Genomic DNA, 25,548 nt, shown 5'->3' with positions numbered 1-25,548 from the left:
AGACATGACAAATCAACAAATCCGCCAGTTGGCGGTGTGGCTCAAGGAGACTCACCTGGCTGGTGCGGAAATCCGTCGTCCGGGGCTGCATCTGGTGCTCAAGCGTTGTGTCGACGAGGTCGCGGCACCGGTTCAGATCATGGCGCCAGAACCGTTGAAGGCGCCCGATGAACCGCTGTTGAAGACCCCAGACCTGGGCCGGTTGCTGCTGACGCACCCGCAACAGAGCGAGGTGCTGGTATCGGTCGGCAGTCGGGTGGAGCCAGGGCAACTGGTCGCGTTGCTGCAAGTCGGTGATCTGCTGTTTCCGGTCCGCAGCCAGAAGGCCGCAAGGGTGGCGGCCGTGTTGACACCCTGTGGCACGACCGTCGGCTACGGCGAGGCGTTCATGCGCCTGACGGCCTGAAGCACAGCACAGACAACCAAGACAACCGTAGCAGCTGTCGAGCCTGCGTTCGGCCGCGAAACGGTCGTAGTCCAGCGAACGCCAATGTCGCTGAAAGAACGCGGTTGCCGGTTTTGCGACCGCTTCGCGGCCGAACGCAGCCTCGCAGGCTCGCAGGCTCGACAGCTGCTACGGGTTTAGAACAGGGGATAGGTGATGAAAATCGATTTGAACGCTGATCTGGGCGAGGGCTTCGGGCCCTGGCGCATGGGTGAAGACGAGGCGTTGATGAGCCTGATCTCATCGGCCAACGTGGCGTGCGGTTTCCATGCCGGCGACCCGCTGATCATGGACAACACCGTGCGCCTGGCCAAGGCCGGCGGCATCGACCTGGGCGCCCATGTCGGCTTCCCCGATTTAATGGGCTTTGGCCGGCGACAGATGAACATCGAGCTCAAGGAACTGGCGACCTACGTGGTGTATCAGCTCGGCGCGCTGGCCGGGATGGCGGCGGTCAATGGCCACCGCATGACGCACATGAGTTTTCACGGGGCGCTGGGCAACATGGTCGCAGCCGACGCGGCACTGGCAGAGCCCTTGGTGTGTGCGGTGGCGGCGTTTGACCCGACGCTGATTATCAGCTCATCGAGCAGTCGAGCCATCGAAAACGCCGCGGACAAATGTGGCTTGCGAGTCGCCACCACGTTTCTGGCCGATCGCGCCTACGACGACGACTGCCTGCTGGTGCCGCGCAAGGTGCCGGGCTCGGTGATCAAGGAGCCGGCGGCCGTGTTGCAACGGGTTCGACAGTTGTTGGAGGAGGGCACCGTGACCACTCTCAACGGCAAGCGCATCGCGGTCCCGGCGCATTCGATCCTGTTGCATGGCGATACGCCTGGCGCGGTGGAACTGGCCCGCACCCTCCGTCGAGAAATCGAGCTGGCCGGCGGTTCTATCACACCGATTTCGCAACTGTTGGCGTAACGGTTGCACGGTCATAAGCAGGGCTTATTGCCACACAGTCATTCCGTCTTGGTCCACGGCTTCAGGGCTGGATAGAGTCGAAGTCATCGCGATCACCGAGTGATCCGCACACGTAATACGAGGACAACTTCATGCCATTTTCAGATTACAAAACCGCGCTGGTGACCGGCGCCTCTTCCGGGATTGGCGCCGCCGTCGTCGAACGCCTGTGTCAGGAAGGCGTGCAGGTGCATGCCTTGGCCCGCAGCGCTGACAAGCTCGAAGAACTGGCGGCGAAAACCGGTTGCATCGCACACGCCATCGACGTCACCGACCTGGCCGGGTTGACCCGCCTGTTTGCAACCCAGCAGTTCGACATTCTGGTAAACAACGCCGGGGTCGATAAACCGGGTTCGATTCTCAAGGCGGACGCCGAAGGCATCGACTTGCTGATCGACGTCAACCTGCGGGCGGTCCTGCACCTGGCGCGTCTGGCATTGCCGGGGATGGTCGAGCGTGACTGCGGCCATATCATCAACATCAGTTCGATTGCCGCGGCGTACAACTTCGGCGGCAACTCCACGTACCACGCGACGAAAGCCGCCGTGAGCATGTTGTCGCGGCAGTTGCGCATCGATGCCTTCGGCAAGCGGGTCCGGGTGACCGAGATCTGTCCGGGGCGAGTGGCCACCGACATTTTCGCTCACGTCCACGGTGACTCCGAAGAGACCTACAAACGCTTCGTCGAAGGTTTCGAGCTGCCCCAGGCCAAGGACATCGCCGACGCGATCGCGTTTGCTATCGCCGCGCCGATTGCGGTCAACGTCGGGCACATGGAAATCACCCCGACCCTGCAAGTGCCCGGTGGTCTTTCCACCGCTCGCCCGCAGGACTATCACGGCTGAGTGCTCCCTCGCACTACACGCAACAGAAGAACGGATTGATCCGTCATCGCAGTACCCACGCCGAGCCTGTCGCTGGGCGACTTACTCCTGCCCTAGCCCAATGCCGATAGGGATTGACCATGAAGCATGACTTCGATTTGGCCGCGGTTCTGCAAGGCGAATATGCCGAGCTGATCGTCAAGGGCATCGAAACAACTCTGCAGTTGGCGCTGTTCGCCTGGCTGTTGGCGATGGCCCTCGCGCTGTTGCTGGTGACCGTGCGCCTGACCGGTAACAAGCTCGCTGATCGTCTGGTTGCCGGTTACGTGTCTTATCACCGCAATGTGCCAACGCTGGTGCAATTGATGCTTTGGTACTTCGGTGTGCCGACCTTGCTCAGCGAATCCACGCAATTGTGGCTGGCGAACTACAGCACTGAATACCTGTTCTCGGTGATTGCCTTGGGACTGTGCCAGGCCGCGTATTTCTGTGAAGACATCCGCAGTGGCCTGCGCGCCATACCGGCGGGGCAGACTGAAGCGTCCCGGGCACTGGGGCTGGGGTATGTGCGCTCGATGCGTTACGTGATCCTGCCGCAGGGCGTGCGTAATTGCCTGCCATCGCTGATCAACCACACGGTGCTGTTGTTCAAGAACACCAGCCTGGCCATGGCCATCGGTGTGGTCGAGCTGACTTACGCCACCCGCGAAGTCGAGAACTACACCTTCCGCACGTTCGAGTCCTACCTGGTCGCCACGGTGTTCTACCTGGTCTTTTCATTGCTGTTGATGGGGCTCGGCGCGTTGTTGGCGCGGCGCTTCAACAAAGCGCTGGCGAGGTAAATGAGCATGTTCGATCTTGTTTCGATACTGCAACAAAACTGGACCCTGTTTCTGATCGGCCAGTACCCGCACGGCCCGCTGGGCGGCTTGGCCAGCACCTTGATTCTGGCGGCACTGGCGTTGTTGCTGGCATTCCCGTTTGGTTTGCTGCTGGCGCTGGCGCGGGTTTCGCCGTGGAAGGGCCTGCGGTGGGCAGCCACGGTGTGGGTCTATGTGCTGCGGGGTATTCCGCTGCTGATGGTGATTTTCTGGACCTACTTCCTGGTGCCGTTGCTGATCGGTCACAACATCACCGGGTTCGTCACCATGCTCTGCACGTTGGTGATCTACCAGAGCGCTTACCTGTGCGAAATCATTCGCGGCGGTATCCAGGCGTTACCGCCGGGTCAGTACGAAGCGTCCCGCGCACTGGGCCTCGGTTACCTGCGCACGACGATCTGGGTGATCTTGCCGCAAGCACTCTACAACGCGCTGCCCAGCCTGATCAGCCAGTTCATCTCGATCATCAAGGAAACCTCGCTGGGCTATGTGATTAACGTCCAGGAAGTGACCTTCGCTGCCAACCAGGTCAATAACCAGCTGCTGACCAAGCCGTTTCAGGTGTTTTTTATCCTGGCGATCATCTACTACCTGCTCTGTTTTGGCCTGACCCATCTGGCCGGCTGGGTGGAGCGCCGTATCGCTCGCAAGCGTCTGGGCAACGGCGGTCCGGCCGTGGCTGCCGACCCCTTGCTGGCCATCGATAATTGAAGAGGGTTGCGTTCATGCATCCAATGATCATGTTTTCGAACATCAACAAATGGTACGGCGAGTACCACGCATTGACCGACATCACCGCCGAGGTGAAACCCGGCGAAGTGGTGGTGTTGTGCGGCCCGTCAGGGTCTGGCAAGTCGACGTTGATCCGCACGGTCAATCGCCTGGAAGACATTCAAGAAGGCCAGATCCTGTTTGACGGCCAGGACGTGCACGGCACCGATGCGCACATCAACCGACTGCGCAGCCGGGTGGGGTTCGTGTTCCAGAGCTTCAATCTGTTTCCGCACCTGTCGGTGCTGGAAAACATCACCCTGGCGCCCAGCAAAATCCGCAACCTGAAAGGCTCGGCTGCCAAGCAGCAGGCCATGCAATTGCTGGATCGGGTTGGCCTGGCCCACAAGGCCGGGGCCTATCCGGCGCAGTTGTCCGGCGGTCAGCAGCAACGGGTAGCGATCGCCCGGGCGCTGGCGATGGAGCCGCCAGTGATGTTGTTCGATGAACCCACCAGTGCCCTTGACCCGGAAATGGTCGGTGAAGTGCTGAGTGTGATGAAAGGCTTGGCCAAGGAGGGCATGACCATGATGTGCGTGACCCACGAGATGAACTTCGCCCGTGAAGTCGCCGACACCATCTGGTTTATGGACGCGGGTCAGATTCTGGAAAAGAGCACGCCCGAAAGCTTCTTCAATCAGCCCGCGCACCCGCGAGCACAACGCTTTATCGCCGATCTGCGGGCTCATTGAGCCGCAGCGGTTTTGCTCACTCTGCCATCCGACTTTCTCATCCCCGGAGTTTTTCCATGCGTATGAAGCATCTGTTTGTCACGCTGGCGTTAGGTCCTTTGGCTGTTGCGGTCGCGCAGGCCGATCAATTGAGCGACATCATGGCCAGGAAGTCGTTGAGCTGCGGCGTCTACGCCGACGTTCCACCGTTCTCGGCGCCGGATCCGAAAACCCGCGAGCTGGTCGGGATGGACGTCGATTTGTGCAAGGCCCTGGCCAAGACCATGGGCGTTGAGCTCGAACTCAAGCCGCTGTCGGTCGAAGCACGGATTCCGGAAGTGAAAATGGGCCGCGTCGATGTGATATTCGCCAACCTGGCCTACACCAAAACCCGTGCCGAACAAATCCAGTTCAGCGATCCGTATTACATCGCCAAGGAAACCCTGGTGGTGCGCGTCGCCAATGCCGATCAGCCGAAAAGCTTCTTCAAGGACAAGCGCATCAGCTCCACCAAAGGCTCGACCTCCGAGCAGTCGATCCGAATGGCCGGGGCAACGCCGGTGACGTTCCAGGACACTGGCTCGGCCTACATGGCCTTGCAACAAAACAAGGTCGTGGGCCTGGTGACCAACACCATGACCGCGTTGAAGCTGGTCAACCAGGCCAAGGCCAGCGGTGTCGAGTTGGTGCTCGCCAAGGAGCCGATGGCGCTCGAGCCGATTGGCGCGGGCATGCGCAGGGATGAGCCGGCGTTCCTCGCCAAGGTCAACGAGTCATTGGCGACAATGGAAAAAGCCGGGGAGATCGACGCGATATGGGATCGCTGGATCGGCCCGAACACTGAGTACAAAATGGTTCGCGAGGATAAAGTGCAGAGCCTCAGCAGCTTGAAGTTCGATCCTTTGCCTTAAAACCGATACGCCGTCATTGCCTGGCAATGATGGAAAAAGCCCGGCGAGAATTCCACCGTCGGGCTTTTTTGCCTATTCGGCCAGGACAACACGCGCAACGGACGCTGTTCGCTGCACAGCAAGCATTGATCAGTGATCAGTGATCAGTGATCAGTTGGCTGAGCGAGTAGCGACCATCGTTTTGTTCAAGGCGCTGGGAGGAGGGTGGAAAGGCTGATCTCTTTCGACAGAGAAACGTCAGCGAACCTGAGTGGGAGCGCTGCATGAAAGCGCTATAGGGTTTCATGAGTGCTGGCTCTGCGTTGTTGGTGAGGCTTCATGGGTGTGATCAGCCGCGACAGGATGCGTCGAGATGCGTGTACGACACAAAATGTCGTTGTCATTTCGATAATGAGCCCTATCGAATGATCAACCAGAAGGCTGTCCGAATGAGCCCAGACGAAAAAGTATTCCAGTTTCTGGATGCCCTGTTGCCGGATGCCGAGAGCATGCGGTTTGTCGAGTCGCGGTCGCCATGCGTTGCGGATGCAGACATTGGCATGCCGTCCTTGCGAGTGTTGAAAGCGCCTGCCGACGGAAATCTTGCCTACCTCACGATCAAGGCCGCGAGCCCACTGGCCACCATGGCCGATCCCACGTTGTTGAGCTTTTTGTATCGTTCGCTACGCGACGACGCGCTCGCCTCAGACCCGGATGCGCTCAATGATCTCGGCTGGCTATGGATCAACGGTCGTCGCGTCCCTTTCGATAGCGTCCTTGCTCGGCGGTTGTTCAAACTCGCGTATGTATTGGGATCGGGTGAAGCAGCATTCAATCTTGGCGAGCAAGCCTGGTACGGCCGAGGCATGTGCGTTAACCAGGACCTTGCGGCCAGTTACTACGAGCAGGCCTATGAACGCGGCGTCCCGTGTGCGGCGCAGGCGTTGGGGCGTTTGCATGAAAAAGGAATGGATGGCGAGGCGCCTGATTTCGCCAAGGCCACGCACTGGTATCGACTGGCTGCCGGAGCTGCGTTTGCGTCAGGAGAAAAATGCTATGGGTTTTGAGAGTTGGGCATCGATTGCGATGCTGGGGCTGATCCTTTCAGTGCTGGCTGCTGTGTACGTGCGATGCGGCAAAACCTGGCGTTTACTCAGCTATTGGCATGTCACTACGCAGGCGCGTCAAAAGCGCGTGAATCGGCATGCCGAGGAAAATCGTGAACTCAGGTCGGCGCTGCGAGCGGAAAAGGCTCATGTGGAGCAGCTGCAGCGTAAGGTGGAAATTCTGCAGGCCTTGCTGCCTGTGGTGTAAAGGCGAGCGTGACAGAGGAGTAAAGACATGCCCATAAGACCAAAACCCTTCACGTTTGTTTGTGACAAATGTGGCTGGAAGAAAACTGTTGCGCCGCTAAGCGATGCCCTTGGACCAGGAGACTGGTGCGACCAATGTGAGCGATGTGGAAACAAAGCGTTGACCCGGCAACCGGCCAATATGATTGACCGTACGTTGGCTGAGTGGTTTGCCCGGTTACGTCGATAGGAGGGAGTCATGGTCGAGTTCCAGGGGCAACGCTTGCGTGATGCTTTGCATGTGCTCGTATTGACTGGCGCAGGCGTTTGTGCCGAGAGCGGCAGCCCGCGACGGCTGCTTACAGCGAGCTGTTTTCAGGCTCATACGCCGCAGCGGCGCGGCGCAATGTATCGCCTACCAGTTGGCGCAGTGCTGCCGGTTCCTGAACGACTAATGAGTCGCCCAACGACAAAATCCACCAGTGCAGTTGCCATGTGTTGTTGACAGTCGCCTGCATCTGATAACCGTCCGACAGTGCTTCAAGCGCCATGTCTTTACTCAATGGTGTCTCTCGAATCAACCGCGCCTGGTGTTCACTCACCCAAGCCTTGAAGAGAATCTTTTCCGGTTTTCCGAATTGCAACGCATCGGTATCCAGGTAGGTTTTCAGCTCAAACGAATCCAGCCCTTGGCATGGAGTATCGAGCACGGTTACCGCACGAAAGCGATGCACCGCGAATTGACGGACATCGGTATAGGGCGCGGCAGTCGCGATGAGATAGGTAATCAGCCCGCGCTGGACAATGGCCAGCGGGTTGAGGGTTAGCTCACTGATTTTGTCGTTGTGCGCCGAGTAATACTGGCAATGCAGCTGCTGCTCGCTGATCAGGGCGTGCTGCAGCGCCTCCAGGGTTTCTGCATGAATTTGCGGGGCGCGAAGGTTAAAGTCAGGACGAACGCTTGCGACTTTGTCGGGCCAGCGAGCGGCGCGGTTGCCGTCTTCGAGGCCTTTGAGTTTTTGCCGCGCATGCTCAAAGCGCGGTTCCAGCACGCTCAACATGCTGCCTGGGAGCAGCGGGCGGACGGCATCTTCGACTAACGTAAGGCTGACGGCTTCAGTCAGCGTAATGCCCTGCAATTCGACGCTCACGCCCGGCTTCCAGTACCAACCGAAGGGCGTACCGCCATCGTTGCACTGCAACGGAAACACCAGGGACAGGTCACGCAGGTCGCGCTCGATACTGCGGCGGCTGATGGAGTAGCCAGCGGCCGTCAGGCGGATCAGCAATTCACTCACTGTGATACCGGGTGCGCGTTTGGGCAGCTGTTGAAGTAGCTCCCATTGACGACTCAACGCGCTATGGGTTTTGGCTGAAGGCAAGAGAATCATCCTTGTAGTGTTGAAGCTGGCCTTTGGCTGGCGGATAAGCCGGTTGTCTGCCTATCGGCGACGATCCGGTAACCTTTAGTCGGTCTAATGGATGAAGCCGACAGGACGCTGCTGCCCATCGGACTTCAATCGACACCTTGAGGCCGTGTCGACTGATAAAAGTACGATCCCCCCAGATCCAACAGCCGCTGGTAACGCCACTTCACCGACAGCGCACAGGTGTCAACGGCGCGTCGGCTGCCGTGTGCGAAGGGGGTTGATCGGGTTCTCTTGCTGGACTTCCTGATGCCATGGAAGCGGCAGGATGGGACGAGTAGTGGTCAGAATGTGTCGTGGTTGGGAGTTTTTTCGTGCCTTTGGAATCTGCTGTTTGGCCCCGACACAATCTGTCGCGACCGGCTCGTAGGCTGAGCACAGATCACAAGAGAGGGATTCGAAATGTTGAAGAACGTACTGGCTACCGTCGGTTTGGCCGTGGTGCTCAAAGCGAGCGTTGATCTGTATCTGAAGTACAAGCAAATGGAACGGGAGAACGATATCTGGCGCAAGTCGGCCTCCGGCGGGGAGTGATGCGCCAGCTGCCTGGCTTTTTAAATTGATCCAGAAAATCTTCAAGTTCGACGTCTGCTGTCCGATAACTTTCTGATGCGCCGATGGGTGTTCAGCGGCTCAATCAAGACTCCGCCTTCGGACTTGCGCAAGTTTCTCTTGCAAGGCTGCAAAGCCCAAGCGCTCAAATCAATGGACTGGTGATTACAGTGTCCTCCAGAGACTACCTCTATCAGAAGTTACGGCCTGAACTGTTGGCCGCCGTCGAAGAACCTCCTGCCAAGACGCCGATCCTGTCGCGAAGCACATTGCCTCGTTTCACGCTGGAGCGGGACGTGGTGCTTTCACCGGGAGTCAAGCAACAGCTTGATGAGGCCTTGGTGAAGATTCACCACCATCACACCATTTACGTCACCTGGGGATTCGCTGAAGTCGACCCCTGCGGCAGCGGGACGATTTTGAACTTTCATGGCTCGCCCGGTACGGGAAAGACGCTGACGGCGGAAGCCTTTTCCGGGAGCATTGGCAAACGGCTTATCAGCGCCAGTATTGCCGACCTTGAAAGTAAGTTCATGGGCGACACGTCGAAGAACATTGCACAGTTGTTCGAGTCGGCGCGCGCCGAGGATGCCGTCTTGTTTTTGGACGAGGCCGATACCTTGCTGGGTAAACGCTTGTCTTCGGTCACCCAGGGCATTGATAACGAGGTCAATGCCATGCGCTCCACGTTGCTTATCGAGTTGGAGAAGCACACCGGCGTAGTGATCTTTGCGACTAACTTTGCGCGCAACTACGACAGCGCCTTTGTCAGCCGTATTTCTCAGCACATCCGTTTCGAGCTCCCCGGAGAAAGTGAGCGTCGAGCGCTCTGGGCACGCATGCTGGTAGCGGGAATCCCTCTGGCCGAAGAGCGGGACGGGGTGCTTGACGTCCTCGCCGCAGCTTCCGAAGGGCTGTCTGGCCGTGAAATTCGCACGTGTTTGCGACTGGCTTTGCCCAAGCCTTTGCTGGCCAATGGCGCCGGAGTTCTGCAACTGGCACATCTTCAAGAAGCACTCGCTCAGCTGCTGGCTGCGCGTCAAGACATTCACGCTTCACGACCCGAGGTTGATCTCGGCACCGTCGCGGCGACACGTAAAGCATTGGGCATTCATCAAAGGAGCGATAGTTAATGGGCTGGTTTGATTCTCTTGTAAGTACGGTTTCAAACGCCGTGTCGTCGGCGTTTCGTGCTGTCAAACAAACAGTCGGCAAAGCCGTCAAATGGCTTGCCGACGAAGCAGAAACCTTTGTCGGAGAAGTCAAACGGCTTTACCAGGCAGCCAAGCCTTACATTTCCAGCATGCGCGTAGGGCTTCGGACCCTGGCGACCCATGTGCCCTGGCCATGGGTCAAGGCCTTGAGTCTTGGTCTTGAGCGTGCCTTGGCCGTGCTGGAACACCTGGACACCCACCCGTTGGCGGCCAAGGTGCAGCAGGCCATCGATTGGGTGATTGCTCGTGCCCGTGAATGGCAGAAAAAATTGCTGGATGAACAGGAAATCGCCGAAGCGCAGGCGCGAGAGCGGGATCTGAATGCGGCTATGGCTAAAACCCAAGGCGCAGAGCGCGAAGCGCTCCAGGCGATCGCACTGACCAACCGCTATCACTTGGTCAAGGCATTGACCAATCGCCTGATCGAAACGGAAGCGTTCGTGGATTTCGACCACTACCTGCGCGTTCGCGCTGTGCAGAAGCTGCTGCAGGTTTACGAAGAACAAATGACCCAGCTTGAAGACATCGGCTCCCTGAGCCAGGAGCCGCTGTTCATTATCGATGTCGCCGCCCAACTGATCGAAGCGCGCGCAGAGTTGAACGATGCGGACGTGCAACGTCTGGATGAACTGACCGTCAAGCACTTTGGCAAGGCAGTGATTCCGTTCGTGTTCGAGGAGATGATCCTGGTGTGGGGCCTGGATTTACAAAATGCTCAAAAAACCTGGGAAGAGCTGAATAAACGAGTGGTCAAGGACCGAGTGCTCAAGCGCCGACTGGAGATGGAGGCGGAACTGGAACCACTGGAAGCAGAAGAGGCGCGGATGCTGGACGATCTGCGCATTCTGTTGCCGCGTGACGAAGCTCAACTTCAAGCGTTGGGCAACGAGACCCGTGCCAAGCGTAATTACGTGTTTGCCGCGGAAGGCTTTCTGCAACTGCTTGAGAAAAGCGAGGAACAGCTCGTGGCCGATGATCAGGAGTATTTGATCGACCACGGTGGCAAGGTTGGCGAGATTCTGGTGCGTTGCGCTCAAAACGGCGAGAAATGGGAACGCCTGAGCCCAGAGGAGCAGTCGCTGATTGTCAGCTTCGCCAATATTTTCGAAACCGACTGCAAGAATCGTACTGATGCCTTCAAGGTCATTGAGGTTGCGGCATGATTGGCGAGATTCTGCAGTTCTTGACCCCTTCGCTGAGCAATCCGCTGGAAGTGTTTTTTTTCAGCATCATCCTGTTCGGTCTGCTGCTGTCGCTGATTACTTCACAGGTTTTCGGCCAACCGGCGAAGTGGGAAAAAAACTGGCGCGGCGGGGCTCGCATCAACGCGCTGGACATTGAGCACGGTTCAATCGGCGAGTTGAGCCATGCAGTCGCCTCTGGTTGGGAGCGTTTTGCCTCCAACATGCCGGGGTTGTTGTTGATCGTCGGGCTGTTGGGCACTTTTCTGGGGTTGGGCCTGGCGTTGGACAAGGCGTCGACCATCCTCCAGGGGCATGACGATTCGCTGAACGCCATGAGCGGTTCCCTGACCCAGCTCACCGGCATGATGAAAGACCTGGGCACCAAGTTCAAAACCTCCACGTGGGGGATCATCGCCTTCATTATGATCAAGCTGTGGGAAGCCGCCCCGTGGTCGGCGGAAAGCAAGCGCACGGACTGGTGCCTTGAGCATATGAAGGAAGAGATCGATCTGAGCCGAAAAGCCGCGCTTGCGCTGCAGGTCGAACGCGATCAAGTGAGTCTGACTGCCCTGGAGACTGTCGGTGCCCGGCTGGTTGAGGCATTCAATGCCCAAGGCCTGCTGGTGGCCTCCGAGCTCAAGCAGCTCAAGGCGGTCGAGTTCCAGAACGGTAGACAATCGGAAAGCCAACTCACTGCGCTGGATGAAAGGCTTGCCAGTCTGGCAGTCGAGATGGATCTTGGTCGTAAAGCCGCGCTGGCGCTACGCGCTGAAGGTGAACAGACGAACCGGGCAGCACTTGAAAGTGTCGGTGTTCGGTTGGTGGAGGCATTCAGCGCTCAGGGGCTTCTACTGTCTACCGAACTCAAACAGCTCAAGGCGATTGGATTCCAGAATGGCAAACAATCCGAGAGCCATTTCAATGGGCTGGATACCCGGCTTGCCGACCATCAGCAACAGCTCGGTGTGATTGCGACGTTCAGCGAAAGCCTTCCGCAGATCGCCGAGATGAGTGCACAGCTTACCCGCTTGTCCAACATCGAAGAGAGCCTCAAGGGCATGCATGCGCTCGAGGCGCGATTGGGCGAAGTGGCGGACAACACCAAGACCGCGAACGAGTGCCTGCAAGGTTACGTAGAGGCCAAATCCGACAACCTGCAACGTCAGGAGGCGGCGGTACAGTTGATGGGTGAGTCCGCCACACTACTGGCTGATTCGGCAGGATTGCTCAAAGGCAGTGTGCAGGTCATGCAGGAAAAACTCAGCGGTGCGATCGAATCGCTCAATGAGGATTTCGCCGGGCACCTGGTCGAAATGAAGGCGAGCATGGATGGCAACATCACCAGGCTGGGCACAGTCATGGAGAATATCGAGGGGAGTCTGACCGGCACCATTACCACGATGAGCCGGGACTTTACCCAGAACACCCAGGATATGGCTGCCAACTTGAAGGGAGCGACCGACAATATTTCCACGGCGGTCGATGAGTTGTCAGAACATGTCGGCGCGGTGGTCAACGAAGTCAAGGTGACGACTGAAAGCGCCAAGGATATGCAGAAGAAAACCACCGCTCAGTTCTCGCAGACAAGCTTCACGCTTAACGAAGCGATCGAAACCATGAGTTCCAATATGGATCAACTCGGCCAGAGCATTTCGGAGGGACTGAAGGAGGCTTCCAAGGCTGGACACAAGATGGATGCGGTGGCGAGCAAGCTAGTGAACTTCCCACAGCTTGCCGAGCAGTTCACAACCTTCAATACTCAGTTCAAAACCATGACTGATCAAGGCGCTAAAACCCAGGAGTCTCTGGAAGCTTTGCCGGCCATGCTGGCTCCTCTGGATGCGAGCGTCAAACTGCTTGAGCAATTATGCGATTCGGCGCGACAGCTGCCTCCTGTTGTCCAGGATGTGAAGGCGCTTGCGGACTCGCATCGTCAAGGCCAACAAGCCATGAGCGCTCTGCCGGAAAAGCTGGCGGCTAATATCGACAAGCAGTTTGCCAATCGCCTTCAGGTGCTCAGCGACGCTGCGCAGTCGACCGTTACTTTGCTAGGGCGACTCACGGCTGACTATGAACCTGCGCCTGCGAGTGACTTGCAGACCGATGAAGCTCAACTGGCGTAAACGACCATGAGAGAAAAACCCAGCGAATGGATTTCCATCTCGGACCTCATGGCGGGTGTCATGGCGGTCGTGATGCTCATGCTCGTCGTTTCGGTGCTGCAGAACAAAGCGGCCGAAGCAGCGATGCGCGTCGAGAAGCAACAGATGGAGGCCGCGCGTCAGGCGGAAAAGGCCCAGGGCGCGGCCACACAACAAACACGACTGAGCGCACTACTTGAAGCGATGCGCACGGACCTTGCGCACGGCGGTGAAGGGGGGCTTATCGATGTTGATATCAAGAACCGCCGGCTGACGCTACCGGATAACGCTTTCGGTCGCGGCAGCGCCTGTGTCACGCCAGAGGCCAGGCAGGGGGTCACGCAATTGAGCGGTCGCGGCGCCCCCTTCATTCACGATTACGGCCAAGGCCAGGTGTTGGTCGAGGGGCATACGGACAATGTGCCGGTCAGTCGGCCGGTCACCGATTTCGTGCGGTATTGCACCGTCTATGACGATAACTACACGCTCTCCGCTGCTCGGGCACGCGAAGCACGCAAATTGTTGGTGTTGGCATTGGATGGGCAACAATCGCTGCGAGTGATCGTGGCGGGTTATGGTGATTCCAGGCCCAAGCCTGGTGTCGATCCAGCGAGTGCTGAAAACCGCCGCGTCGAGGTTCAACTGGTGGTCTCTCAGGAGGATCGGTCGCTCGAAGGACGCTGACCTTTCCTTAAAGGGCACTCCATGGATATGACGTGCCCCCTGGACAGAGAAGGTGCCGGCTACTGCTATTTGGGGAGCCGGCAATTCAGGTTTGCAGGTTCAAGCCTCCAGCCTGGAGACACCCATGCACTCATTGCCCTGCATTTTCAGTTCTAGAATGACATTGCGTGAATCCAGCATTGACTGACCAATCTCGTGCAAGCGTGACGTGCTGTCCGCTGTGAGCTTCAGCAGTTGTTTTTCTTGTGTCTTCAACAAGGTTTGCCGTTGCACATGGAGTTGTGCATTTGACTCGGTGAGGGCTGACATCTTGTTGACATGCAGTTGGCTGGCGCTGACCACCTTGGAGGTGAGCCAGGCTCAAGCGCGGGCGTTAAGTTTATAGGGTTTTCGGGCGAAATCAGGCTGGCGAACAAAGGGCGCGCAGGCTAAACAATGTCATCGTCGTCTCGCAGATGGCGATACCAGCCATACAGCGCTACACCGAGGGTCGCAATGATTACAGCTATGACGATGTAGGCTAGATAACGCACCATACTCGGTTGCCCTGGGCGTGAGTGGTTGAGATGCGTCCCTGCGGGTCAGCGAATGTAAGCCTTACGCAAACCGCTGTCTGTAGGGCAATACCTTACTTGAGTGATCTTTTTTCTTAAATGGGACTAGGGTCTTATATTGGTCATTAGAAATGATTCACTCGGGTGTGATGAGCACTGCGAGCGTCTCCTTGATGAGTTCTTCGGCTTCCAGGGCGCAATTCCAGGCTATCAACTGACAGATCCGCCAGCTCCGTTGGTAGGATCTCCGTCAGCAAGCATCTGTTTGAGGCATTCGCGTTCCTCCGTTCCAGGTAGCACGCCAGTCGTGATCGCCTCCAGCACTGTGATGCCCTCTGCGTTGAGTATCCTGACTTCGGCTTTTGCGTGACCGCGTTCATCGATGTCAGCGATGAGCCAATGGCAGCTGAGCGGTTCTCCCGCATAAACCGGTCGTTTGAACGCGAAACTCATCCCCGTCGCCAACCACCCGATTTGTCCGCCAATTTCGGTGACAAGGCTGGCTGTCAGCAGGCCATGGGCGATGGGCGCCTTGAACTTACGTATCTCGGCGTAGCGTGCATCGCAGTGAACCGGATTGTAGTCGCGAGAAATCTGCGCGAATTGACGAATGTCGTCCTCTGAAAAGCAGCGGACTATCGTGAACCGGTCTCCCGCTTGGAGACCTTCGGCAGCACGTTCTCTTGGGCTCTTCATAAAGACTCCTTGGGCGGTGAAAGTGGGAGGTTAAAAGGTATGTTCGGGACCTGGACATGTTCTTGAAATAATGGATCAACCCAGCACCTGCTCAGTCAACAGAACGACAGCGATGACGATCATGGCCGCTCCAGAGAAACGACTGACAAAGTGAGCAGCAGCGGGGCGTGCCTGCAATACGACCTGTGAGCCAAAGCCGACCAGCAGATAAATAACGCCACAACTGACGGTGTGGATGAGCCCCAGCGCAATCATCTGCATTGGCACAGGCCAGGCAGCGGTGGTGTCGGTAAATTGAGGCAACAGCGCCAGGAACAGCAAGAACACTTTCGGATTCAGCCCGCTCACGCAAAGCCCCTTGATCGCCCAGCGCTTCCAGGAGCCGGATGCCTGACCGTCATCAGCGTGCGGCGTAGCGGGGCGCGCAAGCATGTTGATGCCCAGCCACAGCAGATAACCCGCCCCGGCGACGGTCAGCACCGACAAGGCAACGGGGTGGCTGGCCACCAGCGTGCCGACACCACCGGCAACGATCAGGGTGGCGATCAAATGACCGGACAACAACCCGCCCACGGCGGGTATGACGACCCGGCCCTTCAACCCCGCGGAAATCGCGTAGGCCCAATCGGCGCCTGGCGTGATGACGAACAGAATCGATACCGCCCAGAAGGCAACAAAAACGCTCAAGGTCATGGCGTTACCCACCCCTGCTGTAGACACACCGCTTTGCGCATCGTCTCGCTCCGGCAATTATTGGAGAGAGGAAGAATAATGAAATCTTGTTAGAATTAACTTTCAAAGATGGTTATGAAAACGCTACCGAGTGGGAGATTCTTCCAAATGGACAGGATTGATCGAAAGATTCTTTCTGAGCTGCAAAAGGATGGTCGCCTTTCGGTCACCGAACTCGCCGAGCGTGTGGGGCTGAGTCTTTCCCCTTGTCATCGACGAGTACGGGCACTGGAAGAGTCAGGTGTGTTGCTCGGCTATAGAGCACAGCTGGACCCGGGCGCATTGGGCCTGAACTTTTCCGCCATGGTGTTTGCCACGCTTCGCGAGGGTGACAGGCGAGCTGTCGAGGCTTTCGAGACGGCGCTCGTTGACATCCCGCAAGTGGTCGATGCCCAGAGGTTATTTGGGGAACCGGACTACCTGCTGCACGTCATCACAGAGGATTTGCCGGCCTTCCAGCGGCTATACGATGAGAGCCTTTCGACCTTGCCCAACGTGCAGCGGTTGACTTCGACCCTTGTTATGAAACGGGTCGTTCAGGATCGGCCTCTGCCTTTGTGATGGCGGTAATGATGCCTGGGTGCGCAGGAGTTTCTGCCAGAGCAACGCTATCCACGCAATGAAAAACGCCGCTTATCCCAGACCAGGAAAGCGGCGTCATTCGTCAGCGTTTAACGCTATTTGTAATGTTGTTCAAACATGGCCACCTGCTCCGGTGTGATCAGCTGAAAGGGCACCCAGACGTCCGTCTCGACCGGCTCGCCCTTGATCATTTTGAGGGCCGCTTGCAGTGCGACGGTGGCTTGGGCCTTGGGGTCCTGGAAGACCGAGGCGACCAGCATGCCGCGCTTGATTGCCGCCAGTCCGTCAGGCAGGCCGTCGATGCCGACAATCGCAATTTCGCCCTTGGCTTTGCCGGCCTGTTGCAGGGCCATGGCGGCGCCGATGGCCATCTCGTCATTGTTGGCGACGATGGCATCAAAGTTGGTGCCGGCCAGCAGCCAGTTGCTGGTCAGGTCCATGCCTTTGTTGCGCTGCCATTCAGCCGTTTGTTGTTCGACGATCTTGATCCCGGGGTAGTCCTTGAGCACCTGTTTGACGCCTTCGGTGCGGTCGTGCGTGGAGTTTTGCGCGAGGTCGCCCATGATGATCGCGAGGGTGCCTTTGCCGCCCAGTTTTTCCGCCAGGTAGCGCATCTGCAACTGCCCGGCTTCGATGTCATTGGACGCCACAGTGACCACGCCTTTGGGCAAGGTGCGTTCGTCCGGATGGCGGTTGACGTAGACCAGCGGCGTCTTCGCCTCGACGGCGGCGCGGGTCATGTTGGCGGTGGCGGCGGTGTCCACGGGCAAGACGATGACCGCGTCGACCTTCTGACTGAGAAAGCCCTGGACCTGATTGATCTGGCGCACCACGTCGCCCTGGGCGTCCTCGAACTGGATCTGGACGTTTTCCTTTTTCGCGGCCTCTTCCAGGCCGCTGCGCACGTAGGTCATGAAGTTGTCGTCAACCCGGGCAATGCTGACGCCGATGCGATAGCTGGAGGCGGCGGCCCATTGGCTGAAGACGAGTAGCAGCGTGGCAAAAAGCAGTGTGCAGCGACGCATGAGGGTAGTCCTTTTTGTTGTTATGAGTAGATCAAGCGTGACAGTTGCTGGCGCGCCCTGAATCAACGTCGGGGCGCGCCGCCGTGTCTTCAATCCAGGGTGAACGCTTGCCTGAAACGTTCGAGTGCCGCTTCGCTGTCGCCGCTGGCCCAGCCTTCGAGCCCGACGACACCGGTGTATCCCATGCCGAACAAGGCTTTGGCAATGGCGGGATAATGGATTTCGCCGGTGCCCGGTTCCCTGCGGCCGGGTACGTCGGCCACCTGGATTTCACCGATGGCGCTACCGGCGCGCTGGATCAGTTCGATCAGGTTTCCTTCGCCAATCTGCGCATGGTAAAGGTCCAGGTTCATCTTCAGGTGCGGACTGCCCACGGCCTCGATCAGCGCCAGGGTATCGTCGGCGCGAGCGAATGGTGTGCCAGGATGGTCGACTTCGGTGTTGAGGTTTTCCAGCAGGAACACCCGGCCGGCGTCTTCACCCAGGCGAGCGATTTTTTCCAGGGTCTTGCAGGCGCTCAGCCACATGCGTCCGCTGGTGTGCGCCACCGGTTTGACCGGCAAGCCTTTGTCGCCCAGGCCGGTGCCGTGCAGGTTGAGGCTCGGGCAGTTCAGTTGCGTGGCGACGGCCAGCGATTCCCGTGCGCTGTCGAGCAGGTGCTGGATGTCCTCGGGGTCGGTCAGGTTGCCGGCGATGTAGCCGGTCATGGAGGTGAAGTCGGCGCCGGTAGCGACCAGTGCCGGAATGTCTTTCTTGGTCCAGTCCCAGATTTCGGCGCTGAAGCCCAGCGCATGAATGCGTTTGACGCGTTCGGTGAACGGCAGGTCAAGGAACACCATCTCGGCACTGATCGCCAGTTTGAACGGGGTGAAACTCATGGGCGGCCTCCTTGCACGCGCCCTGCTTTGCCTTGCTGGAACGACTCGATACACGCGCGGGCAATCGCCAGTGCAGCCCGGGCATCTTCGCCGCTGGCCAGGGGGTTTTCGCCGGTACGCAGGCAGTCGACAAAATGGTTGAGCTCGGCCACATAGGCATCGCGCAGCAAGTCGGTGTCCAGGCGCTGGGTGTCGCCCTGGGGGCCACTGGCCAGGTAGCGAACCAGGTCTGAATCGTTGACGCTGCCCATGGTCAGCATGCCCGCGCTGCCGAACACTTCGCCTCGAACATCGTAGCCATAGACCGCCTGGAAATTCGCTTCGGCGGTGGCGATGGCGCCGTTGTCGAAACGGATCGTGACCACTGCCGTGTCGAGGAAGCCTTTGCTCTTGAAGTCCGGTGCAATCAAGGCGTCGGCCATGACAAAAACTTCGACCGCTTCAGCGCCGGGATTGAGGTAGCGCAGGGTGTCGAAATCGTGGATCAGGGTTTCGAGGAAGATCACCCACTGCGGCGAGTTGGCGGGATTGTTCAGCGCCGGGTCGCGGGTCAGCGAGCGCAGCAGTTGCGGCGTACCGATACGGCCGGCGACCACGTCCAGGTGGGCGGTGCGGAAGCTTTTGGCAAAGCGGCGGTTGAAGCCGACTTGCAGCGTCACTCGCGCATCGGCAGCCGCAGCGATGGCGCGGTCGGCCTCGTCGAGGGTGATGGCCATGGGTTTTTCACAGAACACGCCTTTGCCGGCACGGGCTGCGCTGATCACCAGTTCGGCATGGCTGCGGGCGGGGGCGGCGATCAACACGCCGTCGATGTCCGGGTCGTCAAGCAGTTGCTGTGGGTCGGTGTAGACCCGCTCCACACCCAATTCTGCCGCGAGGCGAGCGGCCTGGCCGGGGGTTGGGTCGGCGATGGCGGCCAGGCAGGCGCCGGGAATGTGCCGCGCGGCAGTCAGGCCGTGGAAGCTGCCCATGCGCCCGGCACCGATGAGACCGAGGCGGATAATTTTGGATGTGCTCATTAAATGACTCCCCTTTATTGTTGTTCAGCAGGAATGTCCTCGCTGGTACAAGGGAGAGAGCAAGGGCTGTGCCAAATATCAAGTGGTTGATATTTAAAGGTTTATTTAAGTATCAATGAAATAAGTGTTCATTCGGATGACATGTCTATACTGACATGTCAAAAATATGAACATAGGAGAAGCAGGTGATCCCCCAGCCCCTGGCCGTCAGCGAACAAGACCTCGACTACATCACCGCGCTCGGTCCGGCATCGTTGAGCGAAGGACCGATTCCTGAGCTGGAGCAGGCCTGGCTGGCGTGCCTGGACGGGCAGGTTGAGCGACCCGTCGGGGTCAGGCAGGTGATTTGGGATTCGTGGCGACGCAGCCTCAGTGCCGGCCTCGACCCGGACGATGGCGCATACCGTTTTGTCACTCAGGCCGACCTGGCTGCAACGCTGGCGGCCAATCGCGTATTGATTGCAGCTGCCGCCGAGGTCATGCGCGGATTGCTGGCGTACAACCCCAGGGGGCATATCAACTTGACGGATGCCGAGGGCACGACGCTGTATTTCTGCGGCCTGGACCCCACGCCGATCGGCAGCCGCTTGCTGGAGTCGGTGCAGGGCACCAATTGCACGGGGCTGGCGCTGGCCGAAGACCGCTTGGTCTATGTGCTGGCCGAGGAAAATTTCGGCCTCGGCCTGCGACGCCGGCGCATGCATTGTGCCGCCGCGCCTATCCGCGATGCCCAGGGTCGGACACTGGCCATGCTGACCCTGACCGCCGAGCCGGGCTGGTTTCATTTCCATACGCTGGGCACCGTCCAGGCAGCCGCCGAAGCGGTCTCGCGGCAAATGGCGCTTCAGGCCTTGCTGGAAGAGCAACAAACCGTCCTCGAAGTGCTCAACGAAGGGCTGGTGGTGCTGGATGAGCGCGGCTGCATCAAGGCGCTCAACCGTTACGCCCGGCAACTGTTTCGCGTCGGTCGCGACCTGCTCGGCAGTCCGTTCCAGCGTCTGGGCCAGAGTGAGCTGACCAGCGAGATCCTGCTGCGCGACGGGGAAGGGTTGCGGGATCTGGATTGCACGTTTGAGCTGCACGATCGCAGTCATTTGGCGTGCCTGGTGTCCGTGTGCTCACTGGAGCAAGGCGGGCGGATTGTTTCGTTGCGCGAGAACCGACGCATCCGCGAAATTACCCGGCGGATCATCGGCACTCAGGCCAGCTACACCTTCGACACCATTCAGGGCAGTTCCCGTGCGATTCAGGACGCTTTACACCTGGGACGCATCGCCAGTCGCAGTGACTCCACCACCTTGATCCTCGGTGAAAGCGGCACCGGCAAAGAGCTGTTTGCCCAGGCGATCCACAACGCCAGCGACCGTTGCAGCGGTCCGTTTGTGGCGGTCAATTGCGGAGCGATTCCGCGTGATCTGGTGCAAAGCGAACTGTTCGGGCATGTCGAGGGCGCCTTCACCGGTTCGGCCCGTGGCGGCTCGGCCGGGAAGTTCGAATTGGCCGATGGCGGTACGATCTTCCTCGACGAAATTGGCGACATGTCGTTCGATGCCCAAGTCAGCCTGCTGCGCGTCTTGCAAGAAGGCGAAGTGACGCCGGTCGGTGCGAAAAAATCCCGGCAGGTCAACGTGCGTATCATCGCCGCCACTCACCGCAACTTGAGCCAGGCAGTGGCCGATGGCGCTTTCCGCGAGGATCTTTACTACCGGCTCAACGTACTGAATTTGACCGTGCCACCGCTGCGGATGCGCCGCGAAGATGTGCCGTTGCTGGCGCAACATTTTCTCGGCCGTTGCGCTCGCTCGCTGCGCAAATCGGTGCAGGGCATCTCACCGCAGACGCTGGATATTCTTTGCGCCTACCACTGGCCGGGCAATGTTCGCGAGTTGGAAAATATCATTGAGCGCGCGACCAATCTGGCGGTGACCGAACTGCTCCAGCCCAATGATCTGCCGCATGAAATCAGGCAAAGGCAGCAGCCCGCGGCGCCTGGAATGTTGCCTGAACCCAGGGCAGCCCTGGACCTCGGTGCCCATGAAATGAACGCGATCATCGCCGCCCTCAAGGACACCGGTGGCAACATCCGCCTGGCCGCCAAACAGCTGAATGTTTCCCGTGGCGGGCTGTACAACAAGATGAACCGGTTCGGGCTGAGTGCCGATGCATTTCGTTCAGGGGCGGGCGTTCTCTGAGGTGACGATCTGCAACGGAATATGGATGCGATGCCGGAGCGGATCGAAGTCCGGCGCGGTCTGCAATTCGATCATCAAGTCGACCAGCGCCGCCGCCAGCAATCGTGGCTGGGAATCGATGACCAGGCTGATCAGTCCCTGCGCCAGGGCCTGGCGCGACAGCTCGGTCGACTCCTGCAGAATGCAGCACAGCGACGGCCGCTTCGGCAGCTGCGACAGGGCACTGATCACGCCGTCGCCACCACCGCCAACCACGCACACACCGCGCAAGTCGGCATGCCGCGCCAGCAGGTCCAGCGTGGCCTCTTCGGTGATGTCGTTATTGTCCAGGTTGATCACTGCTTCCAGTAGCCGCAACCCCGGTGCGTGCTCCGTCAGGTAACTGCGCAAGCCCTCGACCCGCGCCTGATGGCCGAGGAAACGGTGCCCACCGAGCAACACCCCGACACTGCCTTTGCGGGCGCCACAGGTGTGAGCCATCAGCCAACCCATGGTCCGTCCGAGCTGGTGATTATCCTGGCCGACATAAGGCTCATCTGCCGCCTCGTGGATATCGGACAGCAGCGCAACCACCGGCACACCGGCCTCTCTGATCTGAACGATGGCGGCATTGATCAATGGATGCGCAAAGCTGACCACTGCCAAGCCATCGCACTGCACCGCCAGTTGTTCGATCTGGGCAATGATCGCGCTGGGTGTGCGATCGAAAACGTACTCGAATTGGAGGCTCAAGTTGGCGCCGGTTTGGCGCTGTGCGGCTTGCGTGATGGCGGCGGCCACGTTGCTGTAAAACGCCTGGGCGGTGCCGAGCAAGAGGATGCCGAAACGGTAGCCGGGACGCCGTTCGCGGATCCGTTGGCCGATCAGTCGTGCGGCGAAATAACCGACGGCTTCGGCGGCCTGGAACACTTGCTCGGCAGTGTCCGGATTGACCGGCGCCCTGGCGTTGAGTACCCGATCCACGGTAGCGACACTCAAGCCTGCGTGTTCGGCAACGGTGGCGATGGTTGGGCGTTTAGTGGTGGTCATGGCGGGCCCCGGCAAGCGCTTTGATAGAAAACTATCAAGCTTCAATGGGCCTGGATGATAGCTTGATAGGGAATGTATTCAAGGGCTTGAGGGTAATCAGTGCGCTCTCTATCGTTTCTCCAACGATGTGATCCCGCATCGAAGCAAGTGCCCAACCCATCAAGCTTGCGGAGAACAATAAAATGCCTGAACAAAACGCAGCCTATGAACACCCCGATAAACCCATGCCTAGGGATTATCGATTGATCGGTCCCGAAGCCGCCAAAGCGGCGCAAAAAGGCCTGGTATCGGCCAGTTGGTATCAATCGCCGATTTCCCGCAAGCGCATGAAGGAATTGATGCAACGCCGCGACGGCCCGGCCTTGCGCGATACCGCCATCTGGCTGCTCTCGATGGTCGTCACCGGGTTCGGTGGCTACTGGTTCTGGGGCTCCTGGGCCTGCGTTCCGTTCTTCTTCGTCTACGGGCTGCTCTATGGCACTGCGTCGAATGCCCGTTGGCATGAAACCGGTCACGGCACGGCGTTCAAAACCCGCTGGATGAACGACGTCGTCTACCAGCTATCGAGCTTCATGTTCATGTTCGAACCGCATGTCTGGCGCTGGAGCCATGCCCGGCACCACACCGACACCATCATCGTCGGCCGCGATCCGGAGATCGTCGAGCCGCGTCCGCCCAGCCTGATCAACATGCTGCTGAGTCTGGTTCGGATGCCTTACGCGATCAAGACGATGTGGTCAGTCTGCCGGCATGCGACCGGGCGGATGGCCGAAGAAGAGCAGACCTTCATCCCCGAATCCGAGTGGCCGAAGATCTTTACCGCTGCGCGCATCTGGCTGGTGATTTATGGGCTGACCATCGCGGCTGCACTGTATTTGCAGAGCTGGCTGCCGCTGATGTTTATCGGTTTGCCGACGCTGTACGGCGGCTGGCTGTCCTACCTGTTCGGCCTGACCCAGCATGTCGGCCTGGCCGAGGACGTGCTCGATCACCGCAGCAACTGCCGCACCATTTACATGAACCGGGTGCTGCGCTTTATGTACCTCGACATGAACTATCACCTCGAACATCACATGTATCCGATGGTGCCGTTCCACGCGTTGGCGCAGCTTCACGAAGAGATCCGCCACGACTGCCCGCCGCCGTACAGCGGCCTGTTCGAGGCCTTCAAGGAAATCCTTCCGACCATCTGGAAGCAGCGCAAGGACCCGACATATTTCATCCGTCGCCCTTTGCCACAACGCGCAGAACCCGCCGTCGCCGCTCAGGCAGAGCCCGCCTGATAGCGTCCCGTTTTAACCCTTACAAGAGAGAAAACGCCATGACCGATCAATGGATCGACGTCTGCGCCGTGGGCGAAATAAATGAAGAGGATGTCATTCGTTTCGACCACGGCCCGCACACCTATGCCGTCTACCGTTCTGCCGACGACGAGTTCTTCGCCACGGCGGGCCTGTGCACCCACGAGTCCATCCACCTCGCCGATGGCCTGGTGATGGACCATGTCATCGAGTGCCCCAAGCACAACGGGCGGTTTGACTATCGCTCCGGCAAAGCCCTGGGCGCGCCGGTGTGCGTCAACCTCAAGACCTATCCGGTCCGGGTCGAGGCGGGGCGTGTCCTGCTCGCCATTAGCGTTTAACTGCGCGGAGTCTGTGCCATGAATCCTGCCAATGCTCCACTGGTCATCGTTGGCGCCGGGCATGCCGGTGGCCGCGCCGCGCTGACCTTGCGTGCTGAAGGTTATCGCGGTCGCCTGATCCTGATCGGCGATGAATCCCATCCGCCTTACGAACGTCCGCCGCTATCCAAAGGGCTGTTGCAGGGCACGGTTGAGCTGGCGGGTTGCAGCGTGTGCGACAGCGCCCGGCTCGCCGAACTGGACATTGAACACTTGGCCGGCAACCCGGTGAAAAACCTCGATCCGCAGCAGCATCGAGTGCAGTTGGCCGACGGCAGTTGGTTGCAGTACGCCCGTCTGTTGCTCGCGACCGGGGGCCGGGCGCGGTCGTTGCCCTCGGTGCCCGAGCATCTGCCCAACGTGCTCTATCTGCGCACCCATGATGAGGCGTTGGCGCTGCGAGAATCGCTGCAACCCGGTACTCGACTGGTGATCATCGGCGGCGGTTTTATCGGTCTGGAAGTGGCCGCGACTGCCCGAGCGATGGGGTGCGCGGTGACCTTGCTCGAAGCCGGACCGCGTCTGGCGGGTCGCGTCCTGCCGGAGCGATTGTCCAGTGTCTTGCTGGAACTGCATCGCCGTCAGGGTGTGGATGTCCGACTCAACGTGGTCATCGAAACGGTGCAGGGCGCCACCCGCGCCGAGGCGGTCCAACTGGTCGACGGCCAGTTGTTGCCCTGCGATCTGATCCTGGTGGGCATCGGCATGCAACCCAGTACCGAGTTGGCCGTGGCGGCCGGGCTTGAGGTCGGTCAGGGCATTCGCGTCGATGCGCAGTTGCGTACCAGTGCACCGGACATCTTTGCGGCGGGCGACGTTTGTGAATTTTGTCTGCACCCCCAAGGGGTTTTCCAGCGTCCGGAAACCTGGCGCAACGCCGAAACCCAAGGCCGTCATGCCGCCTTGAACCTGATGGGCGGCGAGCTACCTTACGAGGTTATTCCCGGTTTTTGGTCCGATCAATACGACTGGGGATTGCAGACTGTAGGCGTCATCGCCAACACCCAACCGACGGCGAGCCGGACCACCCCGGGTGGCGGTTTCCTGTTGTTCTACCTCGATGCCGAACAACGTCTGCTGGGGGCGTGCGGCTGGGGCCAGGGCAATAGCATCGCCAAGGACATCAAGCTGTGCGAACGGCTGATCGCCAATCGGAACCCGCTTTCGACGGACGCTTTAGCCGATGCCGATGTCTCGCTCAAACAACTGCTGAGGAACTGA

27 protein-coding genes are annotated in these 25,548 nt (G+C 59.1%); 19 read left to right on the top strand and 8 right to left on the bottom strand.

Annotation, left to right across the window (positions count from 1 at the left end):
- Positions 1-4: 4 nt before the first annotated feature.
- The 9 genes from AEQ67_RS13155 (at position 5) to AEQ67_RS13115 (ending at position 6,759) form a co-directional block, all read left to right on the top strand.
- On the top strand, positions 5-406 hold the full coding sequence (locus AEQ67_RS13155) for a biotin/lipoyl-containing protein (protein ID WP_059404287.1): 402 nt from the start codon (positions 5-7) through the stop codon (positions 404-406).
- Between the two features lie 195 nt (positions 407-601).
- Entirely contained in the window at positions 602-1,369 is a 768-nt protein-coding gene (locus AEQ67_RS13150; RefSeq protein ID WP_059404286.1) for a LamB/YcsF family protein, read from the top strand.
- 131 nt (positions 1,370-1,500) lie between these two features.
- Positions 1,501-2,253: an SDR family oxidoreductase gene (locus AEQ67_RS13145; protein WP_059404285.1), complete on the top strand. Its 753-nt coding sequence runs from the start codon at positions 1,501-1,503 to the stop codon at positions 2,251-2,253.
- Between the two features lie 119 nt (positions 2,254-2,372).
- Positions 2,373-3,074: an amino acid ABC transporter permease gene (locus tag AEQ67_RS13140; RefSeq protein ID WP_018609115.1), complete on the top strand. Its 702-nt coding sequence runs from the start codon at positions 2,373-2,375 to the stop codon at positions 3,072-3,074.
- Positions 3,075-3,080: 6 nt separating this feature from the next.
- Positions 3,081-3,824 carry an amino acid ABC transporter permease gene (locus AEQ67_RS13135; protein ID WP_059404714.1) on the top strand — a complete coding sequence of 248 codons (744 nt, stop codon included), beginning with the start codon at positions 3,081-3,083 and terminating at the stop codon, positions 3,822-3,824.
- Positions 3,825-3,847: 23 nt separating this feature from the next.
- Positions 3,848-4,576: an amino acid ABC transporter ATP-binding protein gene (locus tag AEQ67_RS13130; protein ID WP_172834900.1), complete on the top strand. Its 729-nt coding sequence runs from the start codon at positions 3,848-3,850 to the stop codon at positions 4,574-4,576.
- A 56-nt stretch (positions 4,577-4,632) separates the two neighbouring features.
- Positions 4,633-5,466: an ABC transporter substrate-binding protein gene (locus tag AEQ67_RS13125; protein ID WP_059404283.1), complete on the top strand. Its 834-nt coding sequence runs from the start codon at positions 4,633-4,635 to the stop codon at positions 5,464-5,466.
- 404 nt (positions 5,467-5,870) lie between these two features.
- Positions 5,871-6,512: a tetratricopeptide repeat protein gene (locus AEQ67_RS13120; protein ID WP_059404282.1), complete on the top strand. Its 642-nt coding sequence runs from the start codon at positions 5,871-5,873 to the stop codon at positions 6,510-6,512.
- Positions 6,502-6,759, top strand: coding sequence for a hypothetical protein (locus AEQ67_RS13115; protein ID WP_059404281.1), 258 nt, complete (start codon positions 6,502-6,504; stop codon positions 6,757-6,759). The genes AEQ67_RS13120 and AEQ67_RS13115 overlap by 11 nt, the downstream gene beginning before the upstream one ends.
- A gap of 337 nt (positions 6,760-7,096) precedes the next feature.
- Here AEQ67_RS13115 and AEQ67_RS13110 read toward each other — a convergent pair whose 3' ends face one another.
- Positions 7,097-8,128 (bottom strand): helix-turn-helix transcriptional regulator, encoded by a 1,032-nt coding sequence (locus tag AEQ67_RS13110; RefSeq protein WP_082377836.1) that lies wholly within the window; start codon positions 8,126-8,128, stop codon positions 7,097-7,099.
- Positions 8,129-8,566: 438 nt separating this feature from the next.
- Here AEQ67_RS13110 and AEQ67_RS36495 point away from each other — a divergent pair, with 438 nt between their 5' ends.
- The 5 genes from AEQ67_RS36495 to AEQ67_RS13090 all read left to right on the top strand — a co-directional run bounded on the left by AEQ67_RS36495 (position 8,567) and on the right by AEQ67_RS13090 (position 13,939).
- Entirely contained in the window at positions 8,567-8,698 is a 132-nt protein-coding gene (locus tag AEQ67_RS36495) for a hypothetical protein (protein ID WP_269084723.1), read from the top strand.
- 83 nt (positions 8,699-8,781) lie between these two features.
- Positions 8,782-9,849: an ATP-binding protein gene (locus AEQ67_RS13105; protein WP_236710321.1), complete on the top strand. Its 1,068-nt coding sequence runs from the start codon at positions 8,782-8,784 to the stop codon at positions 9,847-9,849.
- Complete coding sequence (locus AEQ67_RS13100; protein WP_059404279.1) at positions 9,849-11,093, top strand: hypothetical protein; 1,245 nt, start codon at positions 9,849-9,851, stop codon at positions 11,091-11,093. The genes AEQ67_RS13105 and AEQ67_RS13100 overlap by 1 nt, the downstream gene beginning before the upstream one ends.
- Positions 11,090-13,237, top strand: a complete 2,148-nt coding sequence (locus tag AEQ67_RS13095; protein ID WP_059404278.1) for a hypothetical protein — start codon at positions 11,090-11,092, stop codon at positions 13,235-13,237. The genes AEQ67_RS13100 and AEQ67_RS13095 overlap by 4 nt, the downstream gene beginning before the upstream one ends.
- Positions 13,238-13,243: 6 nt before the next feature.
- Positions 13,244-13,939, top strand: a complete 696-nt coding sequence (locus tag AEQ67_RS13090; protein ID WP_059404277.1) for an OmpA/MotB family protein — start codon at positions 13,244-13,246, stop codon at positions 13,937-13,939.
- A gap of 99 nt (positions 13,940-14,038) precedes the next feature.
- On the opposite strand, the gene AEQ67_RS13085 is transcribed toward AEQ67_RS13090, so the two are convergent.
- The 3 genes from AEQ67_RS13085 to AEQ67_RS13075 all read right to left on the bottom strand — a co-directional run bounded on the left by AEQ67_RS13085 (position 14,039) and on the right by AEQ67_RS13075 (position 15,882).
- A complete protein-coding gene (locus AEQ67_RS13085) occupies positions 14,039-14,248 on the bottom strand; it encodes a hypothetical protein (RefSeq protein WP_059404276.1) in 210 nt (69 codons plus the stop codon).
- Positions 14,249-14,703: 455 nt separating this feature from the next.
- A complete protein-coding gene (locus tag AEQ67_RS13080) occupies positions 14,704-15,189 on the bottom strand; it encodes a MaoC family dehydratase (protein ID WP_059404275.1) in 486 nt (161 codons plus the stop codon).
- A gap of 75 nt (positions 15,190-15,264) precedes the next feature.
- Entirely contained in the window at positions 15,265-15,882 is a 618-nt protein-coding gene (locus AEQ67_RS13075; protein WP_059404274.1) for a LysE family translocator, read from the bottom strand.
- A 147-nt stretch (positions 15,883-16,029) separates the two neighbouring features.
- Between AEQ67_RS13075 and AEQ67_RS13070 the strand changes: the two genes are divergently transcribed.
- Positions 16,030-16,482 (top strand): Lrp/AsnC family transcriptional regulator, encoded by a 453-nt coding sequence (locus AEQ67_RS13070; RefSeq protein WP_059404712.1) that lies wholly within the window; start codon positions 16,030-16,032, stop codon positions 16,480-16,482.
- 116 nt (positions 16,483-16,598) lie between these two features.
- On the opposite strand, the gene AEQ67_RS13065 is transcribed toward AEQ67_RS13070, so the two are convergent.
- The 3 genes from AEQ67_RS13065 to AEQ67_RS13055 form a co-directional block, all read right to left on the bottom strand.
- A complete protein-coding gene (locus AEQ67_RS13065) occupies positions 16,599-17,528 on the bottom strand; it encodes a sugar ABC transporter substrate-binding protein (RefSeq protein ID WP_059404273.1) in 930 nt (309 codons plus the stop codon).
- 89 nt (positions 17,529-17,617) lie between these two features.
- Positions 17,618-18,406: a TIM barrel protein gene (locus AEQ67_RS13060; RefSeq protein WP_059404272.1), complete on the bottom strand. Its 789-nt coding sequence runs from the start codon at positions 18,404-18,406 to the stop codon at positions 17,618-17,620.
- Positions 18,403-19,425, bottom strand: coding sequence for a Gfo/Idh/MocA family oxidoreductase (locus AEQ67_RS13055; RefSeq protein ID WP_059404271.1), 1,023 nt, complete (start codon positions 19,423-19,425; stop codon positions 18,403-18,405). The genes AEQ67_RS13060 and AEQ67_RS13055 overlap by 4 nt, the downstream gene beginning before the upstream one ends.
- A gap of 185 nt (positions 19,426-19,610) precedes the next feature.
- Between AEQ67_RS13055 and AEQ67_RS13050 the strand changes: the two genes are divergently transcribed.
- Positions 19,611-21,617: a sigma-54 interaction domain-containing protein gene (locus AEQ67_RS13050; protein ID WP_059404270.1), complete on the top strand. Its 2,007-nt coding sequence runs from the start codon at positions 19,611-19,613 to the stop codon at positions 21,615-21,617.
- Here AEQ67_RS13050 and AEQ67_RS13045 read toward each other — a convergent pair.
- Positions 21,597-22,646 (bottom strand): LacI family DNA-binding transcriptional regulator, encoded by a 1,050-nt coding sequence (locus tag AEQ67_RS13045; protein WP_059404269.1) that lies wholly within the window; start codon positions 22,644-22,646, stop codon positions 21,597-21,599. The genes AEQ67_RS13050 and AEQ67_RS13045 overlap by 21 nt on opposite strands.
- A gap of 182 nt (positions 22,647-22,828) precedes the next feature.
- Between AEQ67_RS13045 and AEQ67_RS13040 the strand changes: the two genes are divergently transcribed.
- The 3 genes from AEQ67_RS13040 to AEQ67_RS13030 are packed head-to-tail and all read left to right on the top strand — an operon-like array spanning position 22,829 to position 25,548.
- Positions 22,829-23,929 (top strand): fatty acid desaturase family protein, encoded by a 1,101-nt coding sequence (locus tag AEQ67_RS13040; RefSeq protein ID WP_059404268.1) that lies wholly within the window; start codon positions 22,829-22,831, stop codon positions 23,927-23,929.
- Positions 23,930-23,967: 38 nt separating this feature from the next.
- Entirely contained in the window at positions 23,968-24,288 is a 321-nt protein-coding gene (locus AEQ67_RS13035; protein ID WP_059404267.1) for a MocE family 2Fe-2S type ferredoxin, read from the top strand.
- Positions 24,289-24,306: 18 nt separating this feature from the next.
- The gene (locus tag AEQ67_RS13030) at positions 24,307-25,548 is read left to right on the top strand and encodes an NAD(P)/FAD-dependent oxidoreductase (RefSeq protein ID WP_059404266.1); all 1,242 of its coding nucleotides are present in this window, start codon (positions 24,307-24,309) and stop codon (positions 25,546-25,548) included.

Source organism: Pseudomonas sp. RIT-PI-q, from assembly GCF_001297125.1.
Lineage (GTDB): Bacteria > Pseudomonadota > Gammaproteobacteria > Pseudomonadales > Pseudomonadaceae > Aquipseudomonas.
Note: the sequence above shows the minus strand (reverse complement) of the source record. Positions and strands in the feature narration are given on the sequence as shown.